The organism is Rhodococcus tibetensis, assembly GCF_024438035.1.
Classification (GTDB): Bacteria; Actinomycetota; Actinomycetes; order Mycobacteriales; family Mycobacteriaceae; genus Rhodococcus_F; species Rhodococcus_F tibetensis.
Window position 1 is genome coordinate 33,264 of sequence record NZ_JANFQF010000030.1, and the last position, 22,962, is coordinate 56,225.

Genomic DNA, 22,962 nt, shown 5'->3' on the forward strand with positions numbered 1-22,962 from the left:
GAGTTGCGTGTCACTCGTAGGAAGCTTGCCGCTACTCCCCCTTGAACTCGGGCTCCCGCTTCTCGAAGACCGCGGTGATCGCCTCAGTCAGATCCTGCGACGGCAGGAAAGCCGCGTTCCAGGCCGCGACGTAACGCAGGCTGTCGTTCACCGCGGCCGAACGGGAGTGGTCGAGAACGTCTTTGATCCCGTGAACCACCAACGGGGGGTTGGCCGCGATTTCGGCAGCGGTGGCATGCGCCGCGGCCAGCACCGCATCGGCGTCCTCGAACACGTCGTTGACCAGACCGATCTTCTCGGCGCGTGAAGAATCGATGTCCTTGCCGGTAAGCGCGAGTTCGCGCAGGTGTCCGTCACCGATGATTGCGGGGAGCCTGGCGAAACTACCCATGTCTGCGACGATCGCGACCTTGACCTCGCGGATGCTGAACCGCGCGTCGGCGCTGGCGTAGCGGATGTCGGCCGCGGAGATCAGATCGACGCCGCCGCCGATGCACCAGCCCTGGACGGCCGCGACCACCGGTTTGCGGCAGTCGGCCACCGCGTTGATGCCCGACTGCATGCGCTTGATCATGTCGTGGAAGGCGGTCCTCGGGCCGGCTTGGGCCTTGTCCGCCAGGACGGCACCGAAGCTCCCGCTCATGGCCGGCAGGTCGAGGCCGAAGGAGAAGTGCTTGCCCGAGCCGGCGATGACGACGGCGCGTACCTCCGGGTCGGCGTCGAGCTCACCGAATATTTCGGGAAGCTCACTCCAGAAATCCGGACCCATCGCGTTGCCCTTACCGGGGCCGATGAGAGTCACCCGCGCAACGCGGTCCTTGCGCTCGACGGTGAACGCGTTCCAGGTCTTCGATTCGGTCATTACCCAAGAGTAACGACCGCACTCGAGTGGCGACTGCCAGTGTCGATGACAGGACAAAGTACCTGTATGTTGGCGTTACAGTTACTCGATCTCGGATTTGTAACGCCATGAGAGGACCGCCGTGCTCGACATCGCCTGGACCCCCACCCTCGACACACTCACCCGCAATGCGTGGCGATTGTCCTTCGGTGGCGGGATCGCGCCGGTGCAGCGGACACCCTCGACGTTGATCTCCGAAGCTCCGCATCGGGACCTCTACCGCTTCGACGGCAACCCGATCAACGACGATCGCCCCGTCCTTCTCATACCCCCGCTGGCCGCGCCCGCGCACTGCTTCGACCTCCGACCCGGGCAGAGCCTGGCCGCCCATCTCGTCGACTCCGGCAAGGCGACGTACCTCCTCGACTACGGGTCGATGGGCTACGCCGACCGCGGCCTCGGATTCGAGGACTGGATCGAGGACATCATCCCGACGGCGCTCGAGCGGGTGTCCGCACTTCACGACGAAGCGCCCGTCGACCTGATCGGATGGAGCCTCGGCGGGACGATGTCGTTACTGACGGCCGCGGGCCGCGGCGATCTTGCCATCGGTTCGGTCACCGCGATCGGAACGCCGATCGACTACCGCTCGGTCTCGATGATCTCGCCGTTGCGGGCCGTGGGCCGTTTCACGGGAGACCGCCCGCTCACTACCGTGACGGGGGTGATGGGCGGCCTACCCGCACCCCTCGTCCAGGCGAGTTACCGATTCACCGCACTCCAGCGGGAGCTCACCAAACCGTGGTTCATCGCGAGGAATCTGCACGACACGGAGACCCTCGCCCGCATGGAGTCCATCGACCGGTTCATGGCAGAAATGCTGGGGTACCCCGCACGTTTCTTCCGGCAGGTCTGCACACAACTGATCCTCGGGAACGCGCTCGTCGCCGGAAAGTTCGAGACGCGGAACGGGCCGGTGACTCTCGCCGACATCACTGTTCCAGTGCTCGCGATCGGCGGCACCGAGGACGTCATCGCCCCCGTCGCCTCGGTCCGGGCGGCCACCGACGTGCTGACGGGATCTTCGTCGGCGCGGTACGAGTCAGCTCCCGGCAGTCACCTGGGACTGGTGGCCGGCCCGAAGGCGCGGACGACGACGTGGGCACACATCGACGCGTTCCTCGAAGGCGCCGTCGCGCGCACCACCTCAGGGGTCAGCTGAGCCCGGCCTTGGCGACAGCACCCGCGAACAGAGCCGTGACGGCCGCTCCCATCGTCGCCTGATCTACCTCTTCGGGATCGACCGAGTGCTCGAGTACCAGGCCCGAAATCAATGCCATGAGGGAAATAGCTGTAGTCCGCACGTCGAGGGTGTCGTCCACACCCCACTCCCGGGCGCGGTCGCCGATCAGCTCGACGAGCCGCGACCGTAGGTGCCGTCGTTCCCGGAGGTACGCCTGCGCGATCTGCGCGTCCCGCGAGGCGAGTACGCCGAACTCGAGCACCAGCAATGACCACCCCGGTTCGCGCATCATCCACGAGGCGATCGCCTCACCGCCTCTACCGACGGCGTCCGACGGGTTCATCCCCGCGATTTCAGCGAGGACGCGGCCCGCAAGTTGGAGTGATCGCTGAGCGAAGAGCTCGGCGAACAGGTCTTGCTTGGACTCGAAGTTCGAGTACACGGCCCCCTTGGTGAATCCGGCGCGCCGCGCCACCTCGGTGAGACGTGCAGCACTGAAACCCCGTTCCGCGAACTCCTCCGCCGCCGCGTCGAGCAGTCGTCGACGCACTACATCACGCCCGGGACGCGTCGTCGGCGCCCATTCGGTGTGACCACTGCCAGGTTGACGATTTCCAGTCACGATACCTACGGTATTGGATACCCGCGGTATCGACAAGGACGAGGACGACTGATGACCACCACCGAACCCGAGCACGCCACCTTCTCGCCCGAGCACCCGGAGAGTCCCGGATCGAGGTACGGCACGCCCAAGGTCATGGCGGCGCTGGTCCTCGGTGTTCTCGTGCTGCAGCTCGGTTTCATCCTCAGCTATGTAGCCGCATTCCATCAGCCCACTCCCCGCGGCATCGACGTGGCCGTCGTGGCCGCTCCGGGACTGCCGGCCGGCATCGACCAGCAGGTCACCGACCGGCTCAATGGGATCGACGGTCACCCGCTCGACGCGCGCATCGTGTCCGACACGGCCCAGGCGCGGCGTCTCCTGCATGCCCGCGAGATCCAGGGCGCCTTCGTGATCGAGCCGGTCGGTGCTGACACGCTGATCACGGCGAGCGCGGGTGGAAGTTCCATCTCCTCGGCCCTCGAGTCGGTGTTCACGCAGGTGGAAAACGCGCAGGGACGACAGTTCACAGTTCGTGACGAAATCCCGGTCGGCGTCCACGACAATCGCGGATTGTCCGGCTTCTACCTCTCGGTTGGCTGGGTGGTCGGCGGCTACCTCCTTGCGGCGGCGATCGGGCTGTTCATCGGCGCCCCCAGGTCGCTGCGGCAGGCAGCGGCACACGTCGGAGTTCTCTTCGGATACGCAGTGATCTCCGGGGCCCTGGGCGCACTGATCACCACCCACGTGCTCGGCACGTTCGCCGGACACTGGTTTCCGCTGTGGCTCCTCGGCACCGGGGTCGTCTTCGGTACCGCCGTATTCACGTTGGGACTGCGAGCGGCGATCGGGGTCCTTGCGGTACCGCTCGCCATCGCCGTGTTCGTGATCCTCGGTAACCCGAGTGCGGGAGGAGCGTTCGGTTCCAACGTCATCCCCACCTTCTACGCGGCGATCGGACGGTGGATCACCCCGGGCGCCGGAACGGAGGGTGTCCGCAGCATCGTCTACTTCGACGACATCGGCTCGGGACAGCCTGCGCTGGCGCTCTTGCTCTACGCCTTGCTCGGACTTGCGCTGCTCTTCGGTTTCACCGCCCGCCGCGTTTCCGAATCGGAATAGACCACGCCCCGTGTCGATCTCGTCTCGGACGACGCGTCCTGATGTCGTTCCGCAGTTATGGCCCTACTCTTGGTTCATGCCGACGCCCCTGCACCCCCACGCCGCGCATGTCGCCGAGACTTTGATCGCGCGAGGACACCACGGGGTCATCGTCACCCAGCCGGAATCCGTCCACACCGCTGACGACGCAGCGAAAGCTCTGGGCGTGGACGTCGGGGCCATCACCAAGTCGCTGGTGTTCTTGTTGGACGACGATCCGATCCTGTTGCTCGTGTCGGGGGCACACGAGGTCGACCTCGCGAACACCGGCAATCGACTGCAGGGAAACTTGACGCGGGCACCGCTCGACATGGTGCGGATCGCCACCGGACAACCGATCGGGGGTATCGCCCCGCTCGGGCACCCCACGAACCTGCCGACCTATGTGGACAACGCGCTGGCCAAGCATTCGGAGTTGTGGGCTTCCGCCGGACACCCTGACACCGTGTTCCGCACATCGTTCTCCGAGCTGGTGCGCATTACCGCGGGCCTCGCCATCGACGTCGACTGATTACCGCGATCAGCCATCTGCCTATAGTTGACGCCATCATGGCGAAGAACACCGATTCCGCCCGCGCCGCGGGCGACGCGAGCGAGGCCGAACTTGCTACCGGGATCAGCGCCGAGGACTACCGCGCCGCGCTACGGCGCCATCCGGCGGGAGTCACCATCGTGACCCTGGATTCCGATGGTGGGCCGGTCGGGTTCACTGCCACCTCGTTCGCCTCCGTCTCGCTGAATCCGCCGTTGGTGTCGTTCAACATTGCGCACTCGTCGTCCAGCATCAAGGCGCTGCATGCTGCCGACTCCTTGGTGATCCACCTGCTCGGTGAACATCAGCAGCATCTGGCTCAGCGATTCGCACGCAGCGCCGATCAGCGGTTTGCGGACCGGTCGCTCTGGGCCCGGCTCGACACCGGAGAGCCGGTGCTGCACGGGACCCCCAGCTGGCTCCGCGTCACCGTGGACCAGTTGATTCCGGTCGGTGACCACACGCTGGTCATCGGGCTCGTCACCCGGGTCCACGCCGAGGACGACGACGAATCGGCCTCCGCTCCCCTGCTGTATCACGAGGGGCGGTACTACCGGCCCACCCCGCTCGGCAACTGAGACCGCACGGCGCCGTCGTAGTATTTGGGGCGAAGCTCAGGACGCCAGTACACGCTGCCGGCGCGGAAGGTCGAACCGCCGCAGGGCCTCGTCGACATCGTCCGCGGACGTGACGAGCCCACGTTGTTCCAACCAGGGCAATGTGCCGTCGACCAGTTGCTCGAGCACCCTGGGCAGGGTCAGCGGAAGCAGCGTCACACCGTCGGCCACCCCGGCGGCCTGGATGTCGGCGATCAGCCCGGCGAGCCCTACCGGAGTCCCGACGTACTGCAACGACACCGGGGTTCGTGGGCTTTCCAGTGCGCTGTCGAGGAGTGCCAGTTCCTTGCGCGCGGTGCGGGCTTCCGCGGCGATGAGCACCTCGAGATCGACCAGCACTGTGACGCTGTCGGGATCGCGTCCCGCGGCAAGAGTTTCCGTGCGGACTCGGGTGCGCTCCTGTTGCGCTTCCCGCAGATCGGTGGCGCGGATCCGGACGACGTCGCGCGGAAAGGAAGTCAAGTCGAGCGGGTCCGCCGAAGAGGCGGTGAGCTCCACCCAGTAGTCCGCACCGCTGATCAGCCGCGTGCCTGCGGCCCCGACGGCTGCCGGGTGGTGACCCGATCCGGTCAGTTCGACGGCGATGCGGAGGGTACGGGAGGACAAAGCGTTGTCTGAAGACATGTGGGATTCCTCGGAGAATGTGTGCCGATGCAGGGAGCCGAAAAGAACGGTCAGCTCGAACACATACCCGAGGCGGTTCGGCACAGATCGACGTGCCGACGGCACCAGTGAGCAATCATTGCGCTCCCAGCCTGCGATGCCATGCGCTCATAGTAGCGCGTCGGTCGAAAAACGGGTCTCGGGCACCGGATTCCACTGGCCGCCGACCTTGGCATAGCCCCAGTCGCGCCGGCCGGCCACCAAAGTGCGGACCGCGTCCACCAGCCGATCCACATCGGCGGAGGAACTGCCGAGTCCCACACTGATACGAACTGCGCCGTCGGGCCGGCCGAGTCTCGTGAGGAGCGGGTGCGCGCAGAACCGGCCGTCGCGCACTCCGATTCCATGCTCGGCAGACAGGTAGGCGGCGATCTCCCCGGGCTCGAACCCGTCTATCGTGAAGGTCACGATTCCCACGGCGTCCGGCGCGTCCGACCACAGCCGCAGAAACTCCACACCGCCCACGTCGGCGAGCCCCGAGAGAAGTCGGGAGGTCAACGCCGCTTCGTGCTCGGCCACCCTGCCGAAGTCCAAGTCGGCCAGTGCGTCGCATGCCGCAGCGAGGGCCGCCGCGCCGAGGACATTGGGAGTTCCCGCCTCGTGCCGGGCCGGAGCCGGTGCCCACTCGGTTGATTCGACGGTCACGTTGCGTACTGCCCCACCACCGGCGAGGTACGGTTCCGCCGCATCGAGCCAGTCGCGCTTTCCCACCAGCACACCCGACCCGAACGGCGCGTACAGCTTGTGCCCGGAGAACGCCAGGTAGTCGACCCCCCATGCCTCGAGATCGATACGCCGGTGCGGCGCGAGTTGCGCGCCGTCGACGAGAATCCTTGCACCGCAACGGTGGGCGACGTCCGCGAGTGCGGCGATGGGGAGCACCTCACCGGTGACGTTGGATGCGCCCGTGACAGCGAGAAGCGCAGTGGGTCTCGAGCACAGTTCCGCTACGAGCAGCCGAACGGTTTCGGCGAGGGTGTCAGCGGCCCGGACCACTCGGGAATTCTTCCAGGGCAACAGGTTCGCGTGATGTTCGATGTCGAGCACAACCGTACTGCCAGGGACGCACCCAGCCAGCAGATTGAGCGAGTCTGTTGTGTTCCGGGTAAACACCACCACCTGGTCGTCGCGGGCTCCTACGAACCGTGCAACCGTGTCGCGGGCCTCCTCGTAGCATTCGGTCGACACCCGGGACGCGTACCCTGCCCCGCGGTGCACGCTCGAATACGTCGGCAGCAGTGCACCGATTCGATCCGTCACCCGCGCCAGCGCAGGTGCGCTCGCGGCGTAGTCGAAGTTGACGTAGGTGCAGTCACCACCCTGAACCAGCGGAACCCGCAGGTCGGCGCCCGAAACCGGGGCGAGGGGGCCTACGCACACGTCAGCGGTCAATACAGCAGTCATCACGACATCCCTCGTACTCAGGGACTCGTCACAGGGAAAGCCCCTCGGAGTCCGCGCTTGCCGGGTCCGGTATGAACCTCAGCCTGGTCGTCACCCGGAGCACCCCACCGCGGTGGAGGGTTGCCGACCAGCAAGCCGGGGCTTGACGCTGGTACTCGTGACCTGATTCGAAGATTGCAGGATCGATGCGAACTTGTCAACCCGCTATTTCGGGCTCACCCCGAGAAGTGGCGCGAGCTGAGTCGCAATCGGGTTGAGATTCAACCGATGCGGGTCCTTCTTGGGCTTGGAATCCCACGGCTGGACCGTCCCAGGGTCGCCGAGGACGATCCGGTTGGCGCTGCGCACACCGCTCACACTTCCCTGCGGCGTCTCACAGTTCGCCGCCGTGTTCTGGGGGAAATCCTGCTGGGTGTCGTCGAAGTCGGGATCCTGCCGCTTCATCTCCTCGAGTATTTCCCTCGTCCCCTCGTAGCCGACTGTGCACGGGGGTGGGTTGTTCACCTCGCCCACCAAGCCCAAGTGAACGGTGCCGTCTCCGGGGGCGATGGTGGAGGACGCTGCGGCAACTCCCGGCAGGTACACGAAAAGGGTGCGAAGCGCGTCCGCCTGAACGGAGAGTGTTTTCGCGGTCATGCCGAGGTTGGTGAGGTTCGCGGTTACCGCCGCTCCGGAATCGCTGACGAACTTACCCAGTTCGTCGGCGGCCGGGGTTCCGTTCTCGATCACGCCCCGCACGTCGGGGTCGGATGCACGCAGCTGCGCCGCGATCGCGTCGAGGTCTGTGCTGAATTGCTTTATGGCCGAGGATTGTCCGGACTGCGTCGCCAGCACCGGCCGGCTGTCGCGCAGCAGTGTCAGCGTCTCGTCGAGTGACTCGGAGCCCGACCGCGACAGTCCCGCCAGTGCATCAGCGAGTACTTGAATGTCCTGCCCCTTGCCGTTGAACGCCGTACCGAGTTCGGTCACGACCGTACGGAGCGCATCGGTGGGAACGGAGTCGGCCAATTCCTTTGTGCCCGCAAGCAGTTCCTCGATTGGAACGGGAGTAGCGGTGCTGCCCACGGCAATAACCGATCCGTCTTCGAGGAACGGACCACGGTCGGTGTCGGGCTGAAGGTCGACGTATTGTTCGCCGATCGCCGACCTGTTGGCCACCACGGCTTTCGCGGACGCGGGGATGCCTGGCGCGCTCTTGTCGATCTTCAACTCGACATCGACACCGTCCGAGGTCAGCGACATGTCGCCCACCCGGCCGACGGGTACTCCGCGGTAGGTGACTTCGGCATTGCTGAAGATGCCCCCGGAGTTCGCAAGCTCGACCCTGACGGTGTACTCACCGAAACCGAGCAGATTGTCGAGGCGCACGTACTGGGCGCCGACGTAGACCAGGCCGGTCAGAGCGATGAGGATCAAGCCGGCCAGCTGCCACTTGACGAGTGGTGAGGTCATCGCTTGGCGACGCTTGCACACTTGTGCTGCACGTGTTCGGCGCGGGCTGTCTCGATCGTGGCAGGCACAGGCACTCCGGTAACTATTTTTATGTGGGACGAGAAGTCACATATATACCTAGCCGGAACCCTCCCCCGGCGCAAACCCGGCGTCCACTGTCCGGCACGCAGCAGCGGCCGGCAGTCGTGGCCACGGCAGTCATCCGCACAGAATGCGCAGGCCAGCGAACACGATTGGGCGGCGAAAGTGACTGCAATCACTACGGACCAGAAAAGTGATGTCCGCTGCTCAGCGCGTCGGCGGCGGCGATTGTCCTCCGCCGGATTCCACCTCGGCCAGCCGTCTGCGGAGGAATCTTCGAGTGGGCTCGTTCGCCGCAAGTCCGAGCGCGACGCGGTACTCCGCACTCGACGCCGTCCACCGTCCCGCTCTGCGCAACAGGTCGGCGCGGGTGGCGTGAACGACTTGTGATCGCGCCAGCCTCGGGTCCTCCGCCACCGCGTCGAGTTCCATCAGCCCCGCGTCGACTCCGTCACGAAACTCAGGGCCACGGCGCGATTGAGCCGTACCGTCGGTGAGTCCTGGTAGGCAATCAACTCGTCGTATGCGGCGACGATCGCCTTCCAGTCGGTGGCCGACCAGGTCGGTGCGGTCGCGTGCATCGCCGCGATCCTCGCCTGCGCGACGTAGCGCCCGGATCCCCGACGCAGTGCCACCTGGAGACGGAGCAGTCCTTCCTGGACCTTCTGACTGTCCCATGCCCGCCGATCCTGGTCCTCGAGCGCCACCAGGTCACCCTGATCGTCGACGCGCTCCGGACGCCTGCTGTCGTAAAAGAGCATGAGTGCTGTAAGTGCCCAGGCCTCGCCCTCGTCGGGCATCAATTCGCAGAGGAGCCGCCCGAGACGCAACGCCTCCTCGCACAGTTCGCCGCGGATCGCGGGATCCCCAGAGGTCGCCGAATACCCTTCGGTGAAGACCAGGTAGATGCAGGACAGCACCTGGGGCGTGTGTTCCGGGAAGAGGTGATCGGGTGGGACACGCAACGGGATTCCCGCGGTCCGGATTTTCGATCTGGCGCGGCTGAGTCGTTGCGAGATGGTCGGTTCGGGCTTCAGGAACAACCTGGCAATCTCGGCAGGCCTCAGCCCGGCCACCAACCGAAGGGTCAACGCGACCTGCGATTCGGGCGAGAGCGAGGGATGGCAGCAGGTGAACATCAGGCGTAACTGATCATCGTGCACCGGCCACACCTCTTCCATTTCTGGAGGCGGAAACAACCGCGCCGCATCATGTTCCTTGCTACAACGCAAGGACTCTCGCCGAAGCCGGTTCAGCGCGCGATTGCGCGCGACGGTGGTGATCCAGGCGCCCGGGTTGTCCGGCAGCCCTGCGACAGGCCAGCTGCGGATTGCCTCGGCGAACGCGTCTTGGAGGGCGTCCTCCGCGAGGGACAGATCCCCGACCATCCGTGCCACGGTGGCCAGGGCCCGCCCGTACTCCTCCGGAAGAAGCGACCCAACGTGTCGCTGTCCCCCTCGTCCATTACCGGGTGTCGTCGACGATCCGCCGTAGTTCGATGCAGCCTTTCGGCGACACCGGAACCTTGGCGGCCAGAGCGATCGCACTCTGCCGGTTCTCCGCTGCCAGGACGTAGAGGCCGTTCGCCACCTCGGCCGTCTCGGCAAACGGACCGTCGGTGAAAAAGCAGTACGCCGTCCCGGACGCGGAGCGTCGTCGCCGAAGACGGGGCGTACAGGGCTCCGCCGCCACGCACAACCTCCCCGGCGAGTCGGCCGAAGTTCTCGTGCTCCGCCGCCCCCGCCTCCCACTGCTGCGTGCCCGGCGCTACCACTTCCGCCACGGGTTCACGCAGCAGAGCCAGCCACGCGCCGTTCCGATCGGTGACCGACATCCACTCGACCATCGGCCACAACTCCACCGATCCATCGGTGGCTTCGGGTATCTGCCGCGCGACCTCGAGCAGCTCGTCGAGGTCGGTTGCCTCGAATACACTTCGCCTCGCCTGCCGACAATGCCAGGTAGTACATAACGTCATCCTTCCTCGCAGAGAAGGAACTACGCGCCCCTTCTGACAAGACGACGAAGAAGGGAATCCGACATCGACACGCGCCGGAAATCTCTGAGGTGAAGAATGGCCACGGGCGCCGCACCTCGAGCACCCACTGTTCACCAACCGGCCACTTGATCGTGAGATAACGAGCCGTACGCATCAACCGCCCGCTCAGAGAAGGAATCCTGGATTGTCTCTCCAGTCGCCGACGGATTCGGATCGATCGCACCGCATACCCCAGGAATTCCTTCGCCGCGAGTTCGCGCCGGCGCAGCGCACCCTCATCGATGTCCTCCACGCCACCGCCGACGCGTACCCCGACGCCGCGGCCGTCGACGACGGCACGACCTCGTTGACCTATCGGGAGCTGCTCGAGGAAATCGGCCGCGGCGCGGATGCACTCGCCGAGTCCGGAGTCGGGGCAGGCGACCGGGTCGGCATCCGCATGCCTTCGGGGTCCTGCGCGCTGTACGTCACCATCCTGTCGACCCTCGCGGTCGGCGCCGCGTACGTTCCCGTCGACGCGGACGATCCCGAAGAACGCGCCGCGCTCGTGTTCGGCGAGGCTCAGGTGCGATGTGTGGTGACCGGTGTCGGCATTACGCCGGGAACCGCCTCCGAGCGGTCGGAGAGTCAGCCCGCCCGCCCGCCGACGGTCGACGACGACGCATGGATCATCTTCACCTCCGGCTCCACCGGCACACCGAAGGGCGTCGCGGTGAGCCACCGGAACGCCGCGGCATTCGTGGACGCCGAGGCCCGGATGTTCCTGCGCGACGATCCCATCGGGCCCGGCGACCGGGTGCTCGCCGGACTGTCGGTGGCATTCGACGCATCCTGTGAGGAAATGTGGCTCGCGTGGCGACACGGAGCGTGCCTGGTTCCCGCACCGCGCTCGCTGGTGCGCAGCGGTATGGACCTTGGTCCTTGGCTCGTGGCCCGCGACGTCAGCATCGTGTCGACGGTGCCGACGCTCGCGTCGTTGTGGCCGGCGGAGGCGCTCGAGGCCGTCCGTCTCCTCATCTTCGGAGGTGAGGCCTGCCCACCCGAACTTGCCGAACGACTGGCCGTCGACGGACGGGAAGTGTGGAACACCTACGGGCCCACCGAGGCCACGGTAGTCGCGTGCGGTGCGCTGATGGACGGACGAAGCCCGGTCAGCATCGGGCTTCCCTTGGACGGCTGGGATCTGGCGGTAGTCGATAGCTCCGGGGAGCCCGTACCCGAGGGCGAGGTGGGTGAACTGGTGATCGGTGGTGTCGGTTTGGCCCGCTATCTCGACCCTGCCAAGGACGCCGAGAAGTACGCGCCGATGCCTACCCTCGGCTGGGACCGTGCGTATCGCAGCGGTGATCTCGTCCGCCTCGACCGCCGCGGACTGCTGTTCCAGGGTCGCGCCGACGATCAGGTGAAGCTGGGCGGCAGGCGGATCGAACTGGGCGAGGTCGACAACGCCCTGCAGAACCTTCCGGGCGTCGGCGGCGCGGCCGCGGCCGTGCGCAGGACCGGTGCCGGTCACCAGATCCTCGTCGGCTATTTGGCCAGCACCAACCCCGACTTCGACCTCAAGGCGGCGCACGCGGCGCTCACCGAGCAACTGCCCGCGGCGCTGGTTCCCCGGCTGGTGCTGGTCGACGAACTTCCCACCCGCACGTCCGGCAAGGTCGACCGGAACGCCCTGCCCTGGCCCGCGCCTGGTGTCGACGACGCCGCGGAGAAACTGGGGCTCGAGGGCACGCAGGCCTGGGTCGCGGGACTGTGGACGGCGATTCTCGGTGCCGAGATCACAGGCCCCGACGATGACTTCTTCGAACTCGGCGGCGGATCCCTCTCGGCAGCCCAGCTGGTGACGGCACTGCGCGAACGGTTCCCCGAGGTGACGGTCGCGCAACTCTACGACCATCCGCGGCTCGGTTCGCTCGCGGAATACCTCGACGAACTGGCGCCGATCGACGCCGCCGAACCCCGCATCGTCACGCCGACTCCGCGTCGGAGCCAACTCGCGCAGATCGCGGCCACGGTTCCGCTCACCACGCTCACGGGCCTGCAGTGGGTCACGTGGCTGGCCATCGCGAACAACGTCTTCTCGTGGTTCACGACGGTGTCGTGGGCGCCCACGGTGTCGTGGTGGTGGATTCTGGCCGCATTTGTCGTGTTCATCAGCCCGGTCGGCCGGATGGCGATCTCGGTGACCGGTTCGCGGATCCTGCTGCGCGGACTCGAGCCGGGAACCTACCCGCGAGGCGGCAGCGAACACCTGCGGTTGTGGGTGGCGTTGCGCCTGACCGAGGCCAGCGGTGCCGCGAATCTGTCGGGTGCGCCGTGGATGCTCTACTACGCGCGGGCGCTCGGCGCGAAGGTCGGCAAGGGCGTCGACCTGCACACGCTCCCGCCGGTCACCGGCATGCTCGAGCTCGGCGACGGGTGCTCCATCGAACCCGAGGTCGACCTGTCCGGGCACTGGGTGGACGGCGACGTCGTCCACATCGGTGCCATCAAGATCGGTCCGGGTGCGTCGGTGGGCGCCCGGTCCACGCTGGTTCCCGGCGCCACCATCGGGCGCAACGCCGAGGTCGAGGCCGGTTCCGCCGTGTTCGGACGCGTCAAGGCCAATCAGCACTGGGCCGGCTCACCGGCGGTCAAGGTCGGCAAGGCCGTCCACCCGTGGCCCGAGGAGACCCCGCGCCGCGCGGCCTACTGGGTTCCGGCGTTCGGTGTGACGTCGATGCTCATCGCCGGACTGCCGATCTTCGCCCTCGTCGCAGGCATCGTGGTCATCGGGTGGTGGATCCGCGACGCAGGCACGATCGGGTCCGCCGTACTCCAGTCGCTGGTGATCCTTCCCGCCGCGACGCTCGTCAGCCTCGCCGTGTTCGCCGTCCTCACGGTCGTGTCCGTCCGGCTGCTGTCGATCAGGTTGCGTGAGGGCTACCACCCGGTCCGCAGTCGCATCGGCTGGCAGGTGTGGGCGACCGAACGACTCATGGACTCCGCCCGCACGTTCCTGTTCCCGCTGTACGCGAGCCTCCTGACGCCGGGATGGCTGCGGTTGCTCGGCGCCCGGATCGGCAAGAACGTGGAAGCGTCGACCGTCCTCATGCTGCCGAAGTTCACCACTGTGGCGGACGGCGCATTCCTCGCCGACGACACGATGATCGCGAGTTACGAACTCGGCGGCGGCTGGATGCACATCGAACACGCGAAGGTCGGCAAGCGCGCCTTCCTCGGCAACTCCGGGATGACCGGTCCGGGTCGGCGCGTGCCCAAGAACGGTCTCGTCGCGGTGCTCTCGGCCACGCCGTCGAAGGCGAAGTCCGGTTCCTCCTGGCTGGGCAGTCCCCCCGTCCGCCTCCGCAGGGCACCGGGCGACACCGACGCCGCACGCACCTTCCATCCGCCGCTCCGGCTGAAGATCGCCCGTGCGATCGTGGAAACGTGCCGTCTGATCCCCGTGATGGTGACGTTCGGCATCGGGTTGGGGGTGCTCTTCACTCTCGAGGTGATGGCCGACCGGATCGGCTTCTGGATGGCCGCCCTGGCCAGTGGCGTCGTCCTTCTCGGCGCAGGCGCCTTGGCCGGATCGATTTCGGTGGCCGCGAAGTGGTTGGTGGTCGGGCGCATCGGGAAAGTCGAGCATCCCCTCTGGAGTTCATTCGTCTGGCGTAACGAGGTATCGGACGCTTTCGTCGAGACCGTCGCCGCACCGTGGTTCGCGCGCGCTGCCACCGGCACCGCCGTACTCAACGTCTGGTTGCGCGGCCTCGGCGCGACCATCGGCAAGGGTGTGTGGTGTGAAACCTACTGGCTGCCCGAGGCTGATTTGGTGACCCTCGGTGACGGCGCCACCGTGGAACGGGGGTGCGTCGTGCAGACTCACCTGTTCCATGATCGGATCATGTCCATGGACACCGTCACGCTGGGAGCCGGCGCCACCCTCGGCCCGCACTGTGTCGCACTGCCCGCCGCCGGAATCGGCGCGGGCGCCACGGTCGGGCCTGCCTCACTGGTCATGCGCGGCGACACCGTGCCGCCCTCCACCCGGTGGCAGGGAAACCCCATCTCACCGTGGGCAGCCACGTGAAGCCCGGTAGGGGGCCCGACGAACCCCTCGACCCGTATCTCCCCCAGAACGGCAACCGAGGCTATCGGGCGTCGCGGTACGAGCTCGAGCTCACCTACAAAGTCCACAGCAACCGGTTGACCGGGAAGGCCACAATCACCACGGTCACCACGGAAGCGCGATCCTGGTTCGCGCTCGACCTTGCGCCCGACCTCCACGTCACCAAGGTCGCTGCCAACGGTGCACGGAACACCAAATGGGTCCACCGGAACGGCAAGCTCGTCGTCACCCCCGCGCAGAAGATCCCGGCGGGCGGTGCGCTGGTACTCACGATCCAGTACGGCGGTTCCCCGAAGCCCATCCGCACCATGTGGGGCGAAGTCGGGTGGGAGGAATTGACGGAGGGCAGCCTCGTCGCCAGTCAGCCGAATGGCGCGGCGTCCTGGTTTCCGTGTGACGACCACCCCAGCTCCAAGGCCAGCTACCGGATTTCGATCACGACCGATTCGCCGTACTACACGGTTGCCAACGGTGCGTTGGTGAGCAAGCAGACCCGGGCAAGCCAGACCACGTGGGTGTACGAGCAGACCGAGCCGATGTCGAGCTATCTGGCCACCATTCAGATCGGCCCGTACGAACGCCGGCGAGTCGGTTCGGGTGGTGTCGAGATCTTCGCCGTTCACCCGCCGCGACTTCGCTCCTCGTTCGATATCGATTTCGGACGCCAACCCGAGATGATGGATCTGTTCGGCCGGTTGTTCGGGCCGTACCCGTTCGCCGATTACACGGTCGTCGTCACCGAGGACGAGCTGGAAATTCCGGTCGAGGCGCAAGGACTGTCGATCTTCGGCGCCAACCACTGCACGGGCAGACGTGGGTCCGAACGACTGGTGGCCCACGAGCTCGCGCACCAGTGGTTCGGCAACAGCCTCACGTTGCGTCAGTGGCGGGACATCTGGTTGCACGAGGGATTCGCTTGTTACGCCGAATGGCTTTGGTCGGAGAATTCAGGCGGCCGTACGGCCCACCAACTAGCGTTGCAGGCCCACCTGGGACTGTCCCGCAAACCGCAGGATCTGGTGGTGGCCGACCCGGGGCCGCAGCTGATGTTCGACGACCGCATCTACAAGCGCGGCGCAATCACCTTGCATGCGTTGCGACTTCGGCTGGGTGACGAAAATTTCTTCGCGTTGCTGCAGCAGTGGACCCGGTCGCACAGCCACTCCAGCGTCAGTGCGGAGCAGTTCACCGATCTCGCCGCGCACTATACGGACGAGTCGCTTCGAAGCCTGTGGGACACCTGGCTGGGCGAGAAGGCGCTGCCGCCGTTGTAGAACCATCGACGGTCACGCACCGTCTCGCCAGACGACGGGGGAGACACGCTTGGCGACGTCTGTCATCTGGAGACCGGACTTCACTCCGTTGAGCGCCCCGAACTCGACGGTCTCGGTGTCGAATGTGCCCGCGAAGGCGTACACGTCATAGGTTCCGTTCGGGGCGTCTGCCGGCACGGTGTAACTGATGGGCTCCTCGTATACCTCCCCGGGAGCCAGGTCGACGTCGATCGGCCCGAGGATCGGATCACTGATCCCGCCGTCCGGCGACGTCACGCTCGCCCATACCTGTCCCACGTAGGGTTGGTCCTCGGGTGCCGTCACTACCATCGTCGCCGCGATCGTGCCCCCGTTCTCGGGCAGGGTGGTGGAGTCGTCTGCAGTCAGCGACACCCGCACCGGAAGGTCGGTGTCCGGTAGCTGAGGTCGTGTCGAGGACGGTGAACCGTCACCGACGTCGGGCCAGTCGTCCGCCCAGACGATCCGGTCGATCATCCCTTCCCGGCGCTGAGCTCCGCTGGGCAGTGTGATGTCGTCGCGCGGGATGGCGTGATAGACGATCCAATCGTTGCCGGCGTCGTCGGTCACCACCGTGTTGTGTCCGGGTCCGGCCCACGGGTCGCTCCCCGCGAGGATGAGCGCGCCGCCCCCCTCGTTGAGATCCTGGCCCTTGCGGTCGAGATAGGGCCCGGTCAGCGACCTGGACCTGCCGACCACCACGCGGTACGCGGTGTCCCCGCCGTTGCAACAATTGCCGGCGGAAAGAAAGAGGTGGTAGTAGCCGTTGCGGAATGCGATGAAGGGACCTTCGAACCGGTCGTCCGCGATCTGCACGGGTTCGCCGACCGGCGCCGCCCCCTCCCCGTCCAGCGGGATCGCGTAGATGCCGCGGAAGTTGCCGACGACCATCGTTTTCGAAGCTCCGTCGTCCCACACGAACGGGTCGATCGTGCCCTCGATGCCGACGTCCTGCGCACAGAACACCGGGCGACCCAGATCGGTCCACGGCCCGGTCGGACCGGGAGCGGCCGCGAGCCCGATACACGGATTCGTTTCGTCGTAGAGCGAATAGTAGAGGCTGTATCCGCCACCCGATTCCAGGACGTTCGGGGCCCACGCGAGCTTTCCCTCCGGATGCCACCCGGGCAGTTCCGGGAACACGTCACCCACGTACATCCAGTCCATGAGGTCGAAGGACTTGAACATCGACATGTTACGCATGCCTTTGCCGTCACCCCAGTCGTCCGCGGTGGTGTACATGTAGTACATCCCGTCGTCCGCACGGACCACGCTCGGGTCCGCGGCAACGGGCTCGACCACGGGGTTCGCCGAGACCGGGGGCGCCGGCACCACCATCAGTGCGAGCAGCGACAGCGTCGTCACGATCCATCCCCGTCGCGTCAGCCATCCCCGGTGCATCAGGGGCCGCACGCATGACTTCGCATCCACGCCATCGAGATTCTGCACGTTGCTCCCTACCGTGGGCCCCAGCCGACCGGAATGTGGCAAATGTATACGGCTGAGGCTCAGGTTAAGAGTTGAGTTCTCGATTACAACGAACCGCAACCAAACTGTGCCCTTCGTCGTGCGCCCCGACCCGACTATTCGGCGGCCCATGCACTTACGAGATCTCGCGGGCTCTGGGCAGATGCGAGCGCCAATTGGCGAAGGCGAGAACGAGACATCCCGCGGCCGCGATCGCCCCGAAGACGAACATGCGCGGATATGTCACCGCGGCGAGGTTCTCGGAGAGAAATGCCATCGCGGCCGGCGTCGCGAAGCCCAGATAGGTGAGCGAATAGAAGACTGCAGTCAGACCGGCCAGATCGTCGGGGCCGGCAATGCGCTGAATCTCCTGCAACCCGGACACCAGCGCCATGCCGTACCCGCAGCCCAGCACTACCGCAGCGGTGAGTGCGAGAGGAACGGTCAAGGCCGACGACGCTGCTGCCGCCACACCCATCCCCGCCATGACGAAAACGAGGGCAACCACGACGGCCCGCGTATTGCGCGGTGAATCGATCTTGCGGCCGAGCGCCTGGATCGCGAAGCCGGACCCGAGTCCCACCATGCACATCAGTGCCGAGAACGCGAGGGGAACCCCGCCGCCGTGCTCGGACATGAGTGCCGGTAGTACCGCATACGCAGCTGCCGCAGTACCGAACACCCAGGGGGCGAGAGGTGCGATCACGAGGAGGAAACGCCGGTGTGCCGCCGAGGGAATCGCGAGATCCCGAGCGAGTGACACACGCTCGGAGACCGGTTGAGCGGCACGGGTTTCCGGTGCGCGTAACAATGCGAAAGCAGCGACGATCGCGATTCCACTGTGAACCACGTAGGACAGGACGCTCGGCAACGGCGCCCATTGCGCGAGGACGCCGGCGACCCCGGCGCCCAGACCGAACCCGCCGGTAAGACTCATCGCGGCTCGTCGAGCACCGGCTCCTTCCGTCGCCGAGGGGTCCCACGGTGCGGTCGACAGCTCCTTCACCCAGCTGCCCCCCACTGCCATCCCGAGCCCCAGCGCGACGCCGCACAGGATGCGGCCCGCGATCAACATGGCCGCGGAGTCCGCGCCGAGTGCGAGCAGCACCGAACCTGCCACCGTCACCACAGGGGCGGGCAGCAGGATCGGTCGTCTGCCGAGCCGGTCGGACAATGGGCCGCCCAGCAGGAGGGCGGGAACGATTCCGAGAACGTAGGCGAACAAGAAGAGGTCGACGGTTACCGGCGAAAAGCCGTGGTCGGCGCGGTACATGCCGAGGAGCGGCGTGAACTCGTTCCCTCCCCACGCGACCGCGAACATCGTCGCAGCAACCTGCAACCATGCCCGCGGGGACACCACGGCGTCCGGCAGTACCGCCCGGGACTCATGCACGGAGGTCATCGAGCCGCTCCCCTCGGGTTCAGAGCGTGGACTCGCCGCATGTGGGCGAGTACCGCCCTGTCGAAGCCGTCGGCATCACCGTCGTTCACCAGCTCGGTCAGCTGCTCATGCTCCGCAAGAATTCTCGGCAGCTGCCCGGGGTCGCGGGTGATCGAGTGGGCAGTCATCCTGCGCTGACGTTCCCGGAGGCTCGAATAGAACGTAGCGAGCAGTGGATTCTCTGCTGCCTCGACGATCAGGCGATGGAAGTCGGCATCTGCTGCACTGAATGCGGTCACGTCGCCCTGTTCGGCGATCTGCCGCTGTTCGGCGAGATTGGCCCGCAACCGGGCGACGAGCAACTCGCGGGCGTGGGGCCGCTCGGCCAGGATACGCACGCTGTGTGTCTCGACGAGCTCTCGCGCGTCGACGATATGCTCGGCCTCCCCCTCGGCCACCGCGACGACGAGAGCTCCCCGCTTCGGATACAACCGCATCCAGCCCTCGGCCTCGAGTCGCAGAAACGCCTCGCGTACGGGTGTGCGACTGAGGCCCATGCGTCCTGCGATCTCGCCTTCGCTGATCAGCTCACCACCGGGCAGCCCACCCGACAGGATGAGCTCCTTCACCTCGCGGTACGCCTGTTCCGCCGCGGAATACAACATAGACACAAGATGCATTTATACGCCTGTGCCGAGGGTCGCAGGAAACGGGCCTCGCCTCAGTCGGCCAGCACAGCTTTGAGGAACGTCTTGGTCCGCTCGTGTTTCGGTGCGGAGAACATGGTCACCGGGTCCCCCTCCTCCACGATTCGGCCGGCGTCGAACATCATCACCCGATTCGACACGTCTCGCGCGAACTGCATCTCGTGTGTGACGATCAGCATCGTGATATCCGTGGTGAGGGCCACGTTCCTCAGCACATCGAGGACATCGGCAACCAACTCCGGGTCCAGGGCGGACGTCACCTCGTCGAGCAGCAGAATGTCCGGGTCCATTGCCAGCGCCCGGGCGATGGCGACCCGCTGCTGCTGGCCGCCCGAGAGCTGTGTCGGATGCGCCTTCTCCTTGTCCGAGAGGCCGACTGTCTCGAGCAGTTCACGGGCACGCTCGACTGCGGCCGCCTTGTCGAGCCCTAGGACGTGGATGGGGGCTTCGGTGATGTTTTCGATCACGTTCATGTTGGGGAACAGATTGAACTGCTGGAAGACCATCCCGATTCGGCGCCGTATGCGGCGGACGTACTTCTCCGACGCGGGAACGAGCTTGCCTCCCTTCTCCTCGTGAGTGAGGCGCGCCCCGTCTACCCAGATGATGCCGTCGTTCACCTTCTCGAGGGTCATGAGTAATCGCAGAATCGTCGTCTTGCCCGAACCACTCGGGCCGATCAACGTGACCCGGTCACCCCGCTCCACCTGGAAGTCGAGGTGATCGAGCACCACGTGGTCACCGAACCGCTTCACGACGTCGTCGAACCTGATCATCGGGGTGCCTGGCTGCGCTTTATCCGGCAAGACGTTTCTCCAATCGCCGTATGAGCAGGGAGGTCGGGTAACTGGCGATCAGGAAGATCACTCCTGCGAGGGTGAGCGGTTCGAGGTACTGGAAATGCCGCGCACCGAATTGCTGCGCAGCCGTGACCATCTCGATCACCGTGATCGCGAACAGCAGCGGGGTGTCCTTGAACATCGACACGGCATAGTTTCCGAGCGCCGGGACAACCCGGCGGATTGCCTGCGGCAGAATGATTGCCCGCCACGTACGGGCCGGTGCGATGGACAGCGCTCTGGCTGCCTCCCACTGGCCAACGGGTACGGCCTCGATCCCTGCCCGGTACACCTCGGCCATGTACGTCGAGTAATGGACGCCGAGCACCACCACACCGATCTGCAAGGGCGACCATGTTGTAAACGTGTAGTAGACGAACAGCAACTGCACGACGAGAGGTGTGAGGCGGATGAATTCGCTCACCGCCCGTACCGGCATTCCGATCCAGCGCGGAGCGGCCTGCCGGATCAGCGCGATCATCAGGCCGAGCACGACGGAAATGAGGAACCCCAAAACGGTTGCGACGACAGTGATCTTGAACCCGTCGAGCAACACGGGCAGCGCCTCGAACGCGCGATCCCAACTCCACTGGACGCTCATTTTTCAGCAGCCTCCAGTCCACGAGGGTCCGAGGGCGCGAGAGAGAAGATCTCACGCAACGAGGGTCCGGTGCCCAGTCGATTCTTCGCCCGGACCTCGAGCGCATTCATCAGCAACGTCAACACGTAGCCGATGACGAAGTAGATGACGAGACCGACACCGAACGCGAACAGCGTATTGCCCGTCGTACGCCGAAGCTGATCTATCTCGAACGTCAGATCCTGTAGCAGGATGTAGCTGGCCAGAGCGGTGCCCTTGAGTAGTTGAATCAGAAGGTTCGTCAGGGGCGGAATCATCTCGGCCCAGGCCTGCGGGAAAACTACCCGGCGAAGCCTCTGCCAGTGCGTGAAATCCAACGCCGTAGCAGCTTCCCATTGCGACTGGGGCACCGAATTGATCGCTCCCCGCACAACTTCTGCTCCGTAGGCACCGTAATTGAGGCCGAGTGCGAGTATCCCGCACAGCACGGGGTCGATCAGATATCCGAACAGCGGAACCACGTAGAAGAGCCAGAACAGCTGCACGAGCAGTGACGTGCCCCGGAAGAACTCGATGAACACCCGCGCCGAACCTCTGATGATCACGTGCTGTGAACGAGCAGCCAACCCGAGCACGACGGCAAGCACGAAAGCGAGGAGAGCACCTCCCGCCGTAAGCGCGAGGGTAATGATGATGCCTTCCTGGATCCCCGGCCAGGCATCGAAGAAAGCATCGAAATTCTCGTTCACTACCGGACGCCCCCGATTCAGCCCTCTCCTTCACACAGCTTCGCTGTGGTCAGTTCGGGATCGGGAAGCTCCGCCTCGGTGAATCCGAACGGTCCGACGATCGAGAGATACTTGTCCTTATCTGCCGTGATCTTTGCCAGTTCCGCGTTGTAGGCGTCTCTCAGCTCGGTGTCTTCCTTTCGGAAGACAGTGCCGCCAGCCCCCACCTGGGGGACTCCGTTGATCTGCGCAACAAACGAATCAGTGACTTCCACCGGTGCCTGCGGGTTGTTTTGTGCCAGCCAGTTCAGTGAGATCCCCGTCAATGCGAAGACGTCGGCGCGGCCGTTCGCAATGGCGTCCATGCCATCCTGCGGCGACGCCACCTGTGTAGCTTCGATGCCGAGGTCCTGTGCGTAGTCGGACTCGATCGCACCGGTCATCGCGGCCATTCGGACGCCGCTGTCTTTGACCGACTGCATGTCGGTGAGCTTCGCCGGGTTGCCCTTGGGCACCATCAGCGCTGTCGTGTAGTTGAATTCGGGCTCGCTGAACGCTGCTTGTTCGCAACGCTGGGGAAGGATGGACATTCCGGCACTGACGACGTCGAATCTCCGTGCCTGCAGTCCGGGGATGAGGGCTCCGAAGTCGGTGCTTACGCCTTCGACGTTGTCGATGCCGAGATTCTTGAAGATCTCCCGGTGCAGGGCCACGGTCGCGCCGGTCAGCTTCCCGTCCTGCTCGAAGCTATACGGGGCTTCGCCGGCGAAGCCCACGGTCACCGTTCCATCTGAACGGAGCTGTTCGAGAAGTGATCCGCCGCTGCTCGTGTCGGTCTTCGTGCATCCTGCCATCGAGCCGGCTGCCACTACGAGTCCCGCCATCGCGACAGCAACCCTCACCGTCGGACGTCGTTTCGAGATCGTGCTCGTCACCACAGATTCCCTTCGTTGCCTCAGGTGATCCGGCCGGGGCGCACCATGTGGCACGATCCGACCCGGATCTGCCCGGGTCACGTTACGCAGGCGAACGAGTTGCTGCGCGCTAAACGGCCGGAATTTACCGCAGCGTGATCTATGTCGACGAAGGGAGTTTTTGTTGTGGAATGCCGGAAGCCCCCCAACAGGTGTTGGGGGGCTTCCGGTAACGGATGTTCGGCGGTGTCCTACTCTCCCACACCCTGTCGAGTGCAGTACCATCGGCGCTGGAGGGCTTAGCTTCCGGGTTCGGAATGGGTCCGGGCGTTTCCCCTCCGCTATG

At 65.6% G+C, this 22,962-nt stretch carries 19 protein-coding genes, 1 rRNA gene, 1 pseudogene and 1 riboswitch; of the genes and pseudogenes, 6 read left to right on the forward strand and 15 right to left on the reverse strand.

Features of this window, described 5'->3' with window-relative positions; translation table 11 throughout:
* Window positions 1-31 precede the first annotated feature (31 nt).
* Window positions 32-862, reverse strand: a complete 831-nt coding sequence (locus NOF53_RS25485) for a crotonase/enoyl-CoA hydratase family protein (protein ID WP_255974108.1) — start codon at window positions 860-862, stop codon at window positions 32-34.
* Window positions 863-983: 121 nt separating this feature from the next.
* Here NOF53_RS25485 and NOF53_RS25490 point away from each other — a divergent pair, with 121 nt between their 5' ends.
* A complete protein-coding gene (locus NOF53_RS25490; protein WP_255974111.1) occupies window positions 984-2,063 on the forward strand; it encodes an alpha/beta fold hydrolase in 1,080 nt (359 codons plus the stop codon).
* Here the strand turns inward: NOF53_RS25490 and NOF53_RS25495 are convergent.
* Entirely contained in the window at window positions 2,056-2,634 is a 579-nt protein-coding gene (locus NOF53_RS25495) for a TetR/AcrR family transcriptional regulator (RefSeq protein WP_255974146.1), read from the reverse strand. The two genes, NOF53_RS25490 and NOF53_RS25495, sit on opposite strands and share 8 nt — an antisense overlap.
* Window positions 2,635-2,757: 123 nt before the next feature.
* Between NOF53_RS25495 and NOF53_RS25500 the strand changes: the two genes are divergently transcribed.
* From NOF53_RS25500 to NOF53_RS25510, 3 genes are all read left to right on the forward strand, one after another.
* On the forward strand, window positions 2,758-3,807 hold the full coding sequence (locus tag NOF53_RS25500) for a hypothetical protein (protein ID WP_255974113.1): 1,050 nt from the start codon (window positions 2,758-2,760) through the stop codon (window positions 3,805-3,807).
* Window positions 3,808-3,883: 76 nt separating this feature from the next.
* Complete coding sequence (locus tag NOF53_RS25505; RefSeq protein ID WP_255974116.1) at window positions 3,884-4,357, forward strand: YbaK/EbsC family protein; 474 nt, start codon at window positions 3,884-3,886, stop codon at window positions 4,355-4,357.
* 38 nt (window positions 4,358-4,395) lie between these two features.
* A complete protein-coding gene (locus NOF53_RS25510) occupies window positions 4,396-4,956 on the forward strand; it encodes a flavin reductase family protein (RefSeq protein ID WP_255974118.1) in 561 nt (186 codons plus the stop codon).
* Between the two features lie 36 nt (window positions 4,957-4,992).
* Here the strand turns inward: NOF53_RS25510 and NOF53_RS25515 are convergent, their stop codons facing one another.
* The 5 genes and pseudogenes from NOF53_RS25515 to NOF53_RS25535 form a co-directional block, all read right to left on the reverse strand.
* Window positions 4,993-5,619 carry an LLM class oxidoreductase gene (locus tag NOF53_RS25515; RefSeq protein ID WP_255974120.1) on the reverse strand — a complete coding sequence of 209 codons (627 nt, stop codon included), beginning with the start codon at window positions 5,617-5,619 and terminating at the stop codon, window positions 4,993-4,995.
* Between the two features lie 147 nt (window positions 5,620-5,766).
* Entirely contained in the window at window positions 5,767-7,062 is a 1,296-nt protein-coding gene (locus tag NOF53_RS25520) for an aminotransferase class V-fold PLP-dependent enzyme (RefSeq protein WP_255974123.1), read from the reverse strand.
* 48 nt (window positions 7,063-7,110) lie between these two features.
* Window positions 7,111-7,225: riboswitch (SAM riboswitch) on the reverse strand.
* A gap of 41 nt (window positions 7,226-7,266) precedes the next feature.
* A complete protein-coding gene (locus NOF53_RS25525) occupies window positions 7,267-8,514 on the reverse strand; it encodes an MCE family protein (RefSeq protein ID WP_255974125.1) in 1,248 nt (415 codons plus the stop codon).
* A gap of 288 nt (window positions 8,515-8,802) precedes the next feature.
* Window positions 8,803-10,060, reverse strand: a pseudogene (locus tag NOF53_RS25530) (RNA polymerase sigma factor).
* A complete protein-coding gene (locus NOF53_RS25535) occupies window positions 10,060-10,287 on the reverse strand; it encodes a YciI family protein (RefSeq protein ID WP_255974127.1) in 228 nt (75 codons plus the stop codon). The pseudogene NOF53_RS25530 and the gene NOF53_RS25535 overlap by 1 nt, the downstream one beginning before the upstream one ends.
* Window positions 10,288-10,820: 533 nt before the next feature.
* Here NOF53_RS25535 and NOF53_RS25540 point away from each other — a divergent pair.
* Window positions 10,821-14,669, forward strand: coding sequence for a Pls/PosA family non-ribosomal peptide synthetase (locus tag NOF53_RS25540; protein WP_374212670.1), 3,849 nt, complete (start codon window positions 10,821-10,823; stop codon window positions 14,667-14,669).
* The gene (locus NOF53_RS25545; RefSeq protein ID WP_374212671.1) at window positions 14,654-15,982 is read left to right on the forward strand and encodes a M1 family metallopeptidase; all 1,329 of its coding nucleotides are present in this window, start codon (window positions 14,654-14,656) and stop codon (window positions 15,980-15,982) included. The genes NOF53_RS25540 and NOF53_RS25545 overlap by 16 nt, the downstream gene beginning before the upstream one ends.
* 12 nt (window positions 15,983-15,994) lie before the next feature.
* On the opposite strand, the gene NOF53_RS25550 is transcribed toward NOF53_RS25545, so the two are convergent.
* From NOF53_RS25550 to rrf, 8 genes are all read right to left on the reverse strand, one after another.
* Window positions 15,995-17,401, reverse strand: coding sequence for a family 43 glycosylhydrolase (locus NOF53_RS25550; protein ID WP_255974148.1), 1,407 nt, complete (start codon window positions 17,399-17,401; stop codon window positions 15,995-15,997).
* Window positions 17,402-17,603: 202 nt separating this feature from the next.
* Window positions 17,604-18,869 (reverse strand): MFS transporter, encoded by a 1,266-nt coding sequence (locus tag NOF53_RS25555; protein WP_255974133.1) that lies wholly within the window; start codon window positions 18,867-18,869, stop codon window positions 17,604-17,606.
* The gene (locus NOF53_RS25560) at window positions 18,866-19,513 is read right to left on the reverse strand and encodes a GntR family transcriptional regulator (RefSeq protein WP_255974150.1); all 648 of its coding nucleotides are present in this window, start codon (window positions 19,511-19,513) and stop codon (window positions 18,866-18,868) included. Before NOF53_RS25560 ends, NOF53_RS25555 begins: the two co-directional genes overlap by 4 nt.
* Before the next feature lie 56 nt (window positions 19,514-19,569).
* Window positions 19,570-20,331: an ectoine/hydroxyectoine ABC transporter ATP-binding protein EhuA gene (ehuA, locus tag NOF53_RS25565; protein WP_255974135.1), complete on the reverse strand. Its 762-nt coding sequence runs from the start codon at window positions 20,329-20,331 to the stop codon at window positions 19,570-19,572.
* A gap of 19 nt (window positions 20,332-20,350) precedes the next feature.
* Complete coding sequence (gene ehuD, locus NOF53_RS25570; protein ID WP_255974137.1) at window positions 20,351-20,995, reverse strand: ectoine/hydroxyectoine ABC transporter permease subunit EhuD; 645 nt, start codon at window positions 20,993-20,995, stop codon at window positions 20,351-20,353.
* Window positions 20,992-21,723: an ectoine/hydroxyectoine ABC transporter permease subunit EhuC gene (ehuC, locus tag NOF53_RS25575; protein WP_255974140.1), complete on the reverse strand. Its 732-nt coding sequence runs from the start codon at window positions 21,721-21,723 to the stop codon at window positions 20,992-20,994. Before ehuC ends, ehuD begins: the two co-directional genes overlap by 4 nt.
* 17 nt (window positions 21,724-21,740) lie before the next feature.
* Entirely contained in the window at window positions 21,741-22,586 is an 846-nt protein-coding gene (ehuB, locus tag NOF53_RS25580) for an ectoine/hydroxyectoine ABC transporter substrate-binding protein EhuB (RefSeq protein WP_255974152.1), read from the reverse strand.
* A gap of 268 nt (window positions 22,587-22,854) precedes the next feature.
* A 5S ribosomal RNA gene (gene rrf / locus NOF53_RS25585) occupies window positions 22,855-22,962 on the reverse strand; the annotation flags it as partial.

Coding starts and splice junctions, on each gene's coding strand:
- ehuB (WP_255974152.1), bottom strand. CDS start 22,586: ATGGCGGGACTCGTAGTGGCAGCCGGCTCGATGGCAGGATGCACGAAG.
- NOF53_RS25485 (WP_255974108.1), bottom strand. CDS start 862: ATGACCGAATCGAAGACCTGGAACGCGTTCACCGTCGAGCGCAAGGAC.
- ehuD (WP_255974137.1), bottom strand. CDS start 20,995: ATGAGCGTCCAGTGGAGTTGGGATCGCGCGTTCGAGGCGCTGCCCGTG.
- NOF53_RS25560 (WP_255974150.1), bottom strand. CDS start 19,513: ATGTTGTATTCCGCGGCGGAACAGGCGTACCGCGAGGTGAAGGAGCTC.
- NOF53_RS25515 (WP_255974120.1), bottom strand. CDS start 5,619: ATGTCTTCAGACAACGCTTTGTCCTCCCGTACCCTCCGCATCGCCGTC.
- NOF53_RS25510 (WP_255974118.1), top strand. CDS start 4,396: ATGGCGAAGAACACCGATTCCGCCCGCGCCGCGGGCGACGCGAGCGAG.
- NOF53_RS25550 (WP_255974148.1), bottom strand. CDS start 17,401: ATGCACCGGGGATGGCTGACGCGACGGGGATGGATCGTGACGACGCTG.
- ehuA (WP_255974135.1), bottom strand. CDS start 20,331: ATGATCAGGTTCGACGACGTCGTGAAGCGGTTCGGTGACCACGTGGTG.
- NOF53_RS25505 (WP_255974116.1), top strand. CDS start 3,884: ATGCCGACGCCCCTGCACCCCCACGCCGCGCATGTCGCCGAGACTTTG.
- NOF53_RS25520 (WP_255974123.1), bottom strand. CDS start 7,062: ATGACTGCTGTATTGACCGCTGACGTGTGCGTAGGCCCCCTCGCCCCG.
- NOF53_RS25500 (WP_255974113.1), top strand. CDS start 2,758: ATGACCACCACCGAACCCGAGCACGCCACCTTCTCGCCCGAGCACCCG.
- NOF53_RS25525 (WP_255974125.1), bottom strand. CDS start 8,514: ATGACCTCACCACTCGTCAAGTGGCAGCTGGCCGGCTTGATCCTCATC.
- NOF53_RS25555 (WP_255974133.1), bottom strand. CDS start 18,869: ATGACCTCCGTGCATGAGTCCCGGGCGGTACTGCCGGACGCCGTGGTG.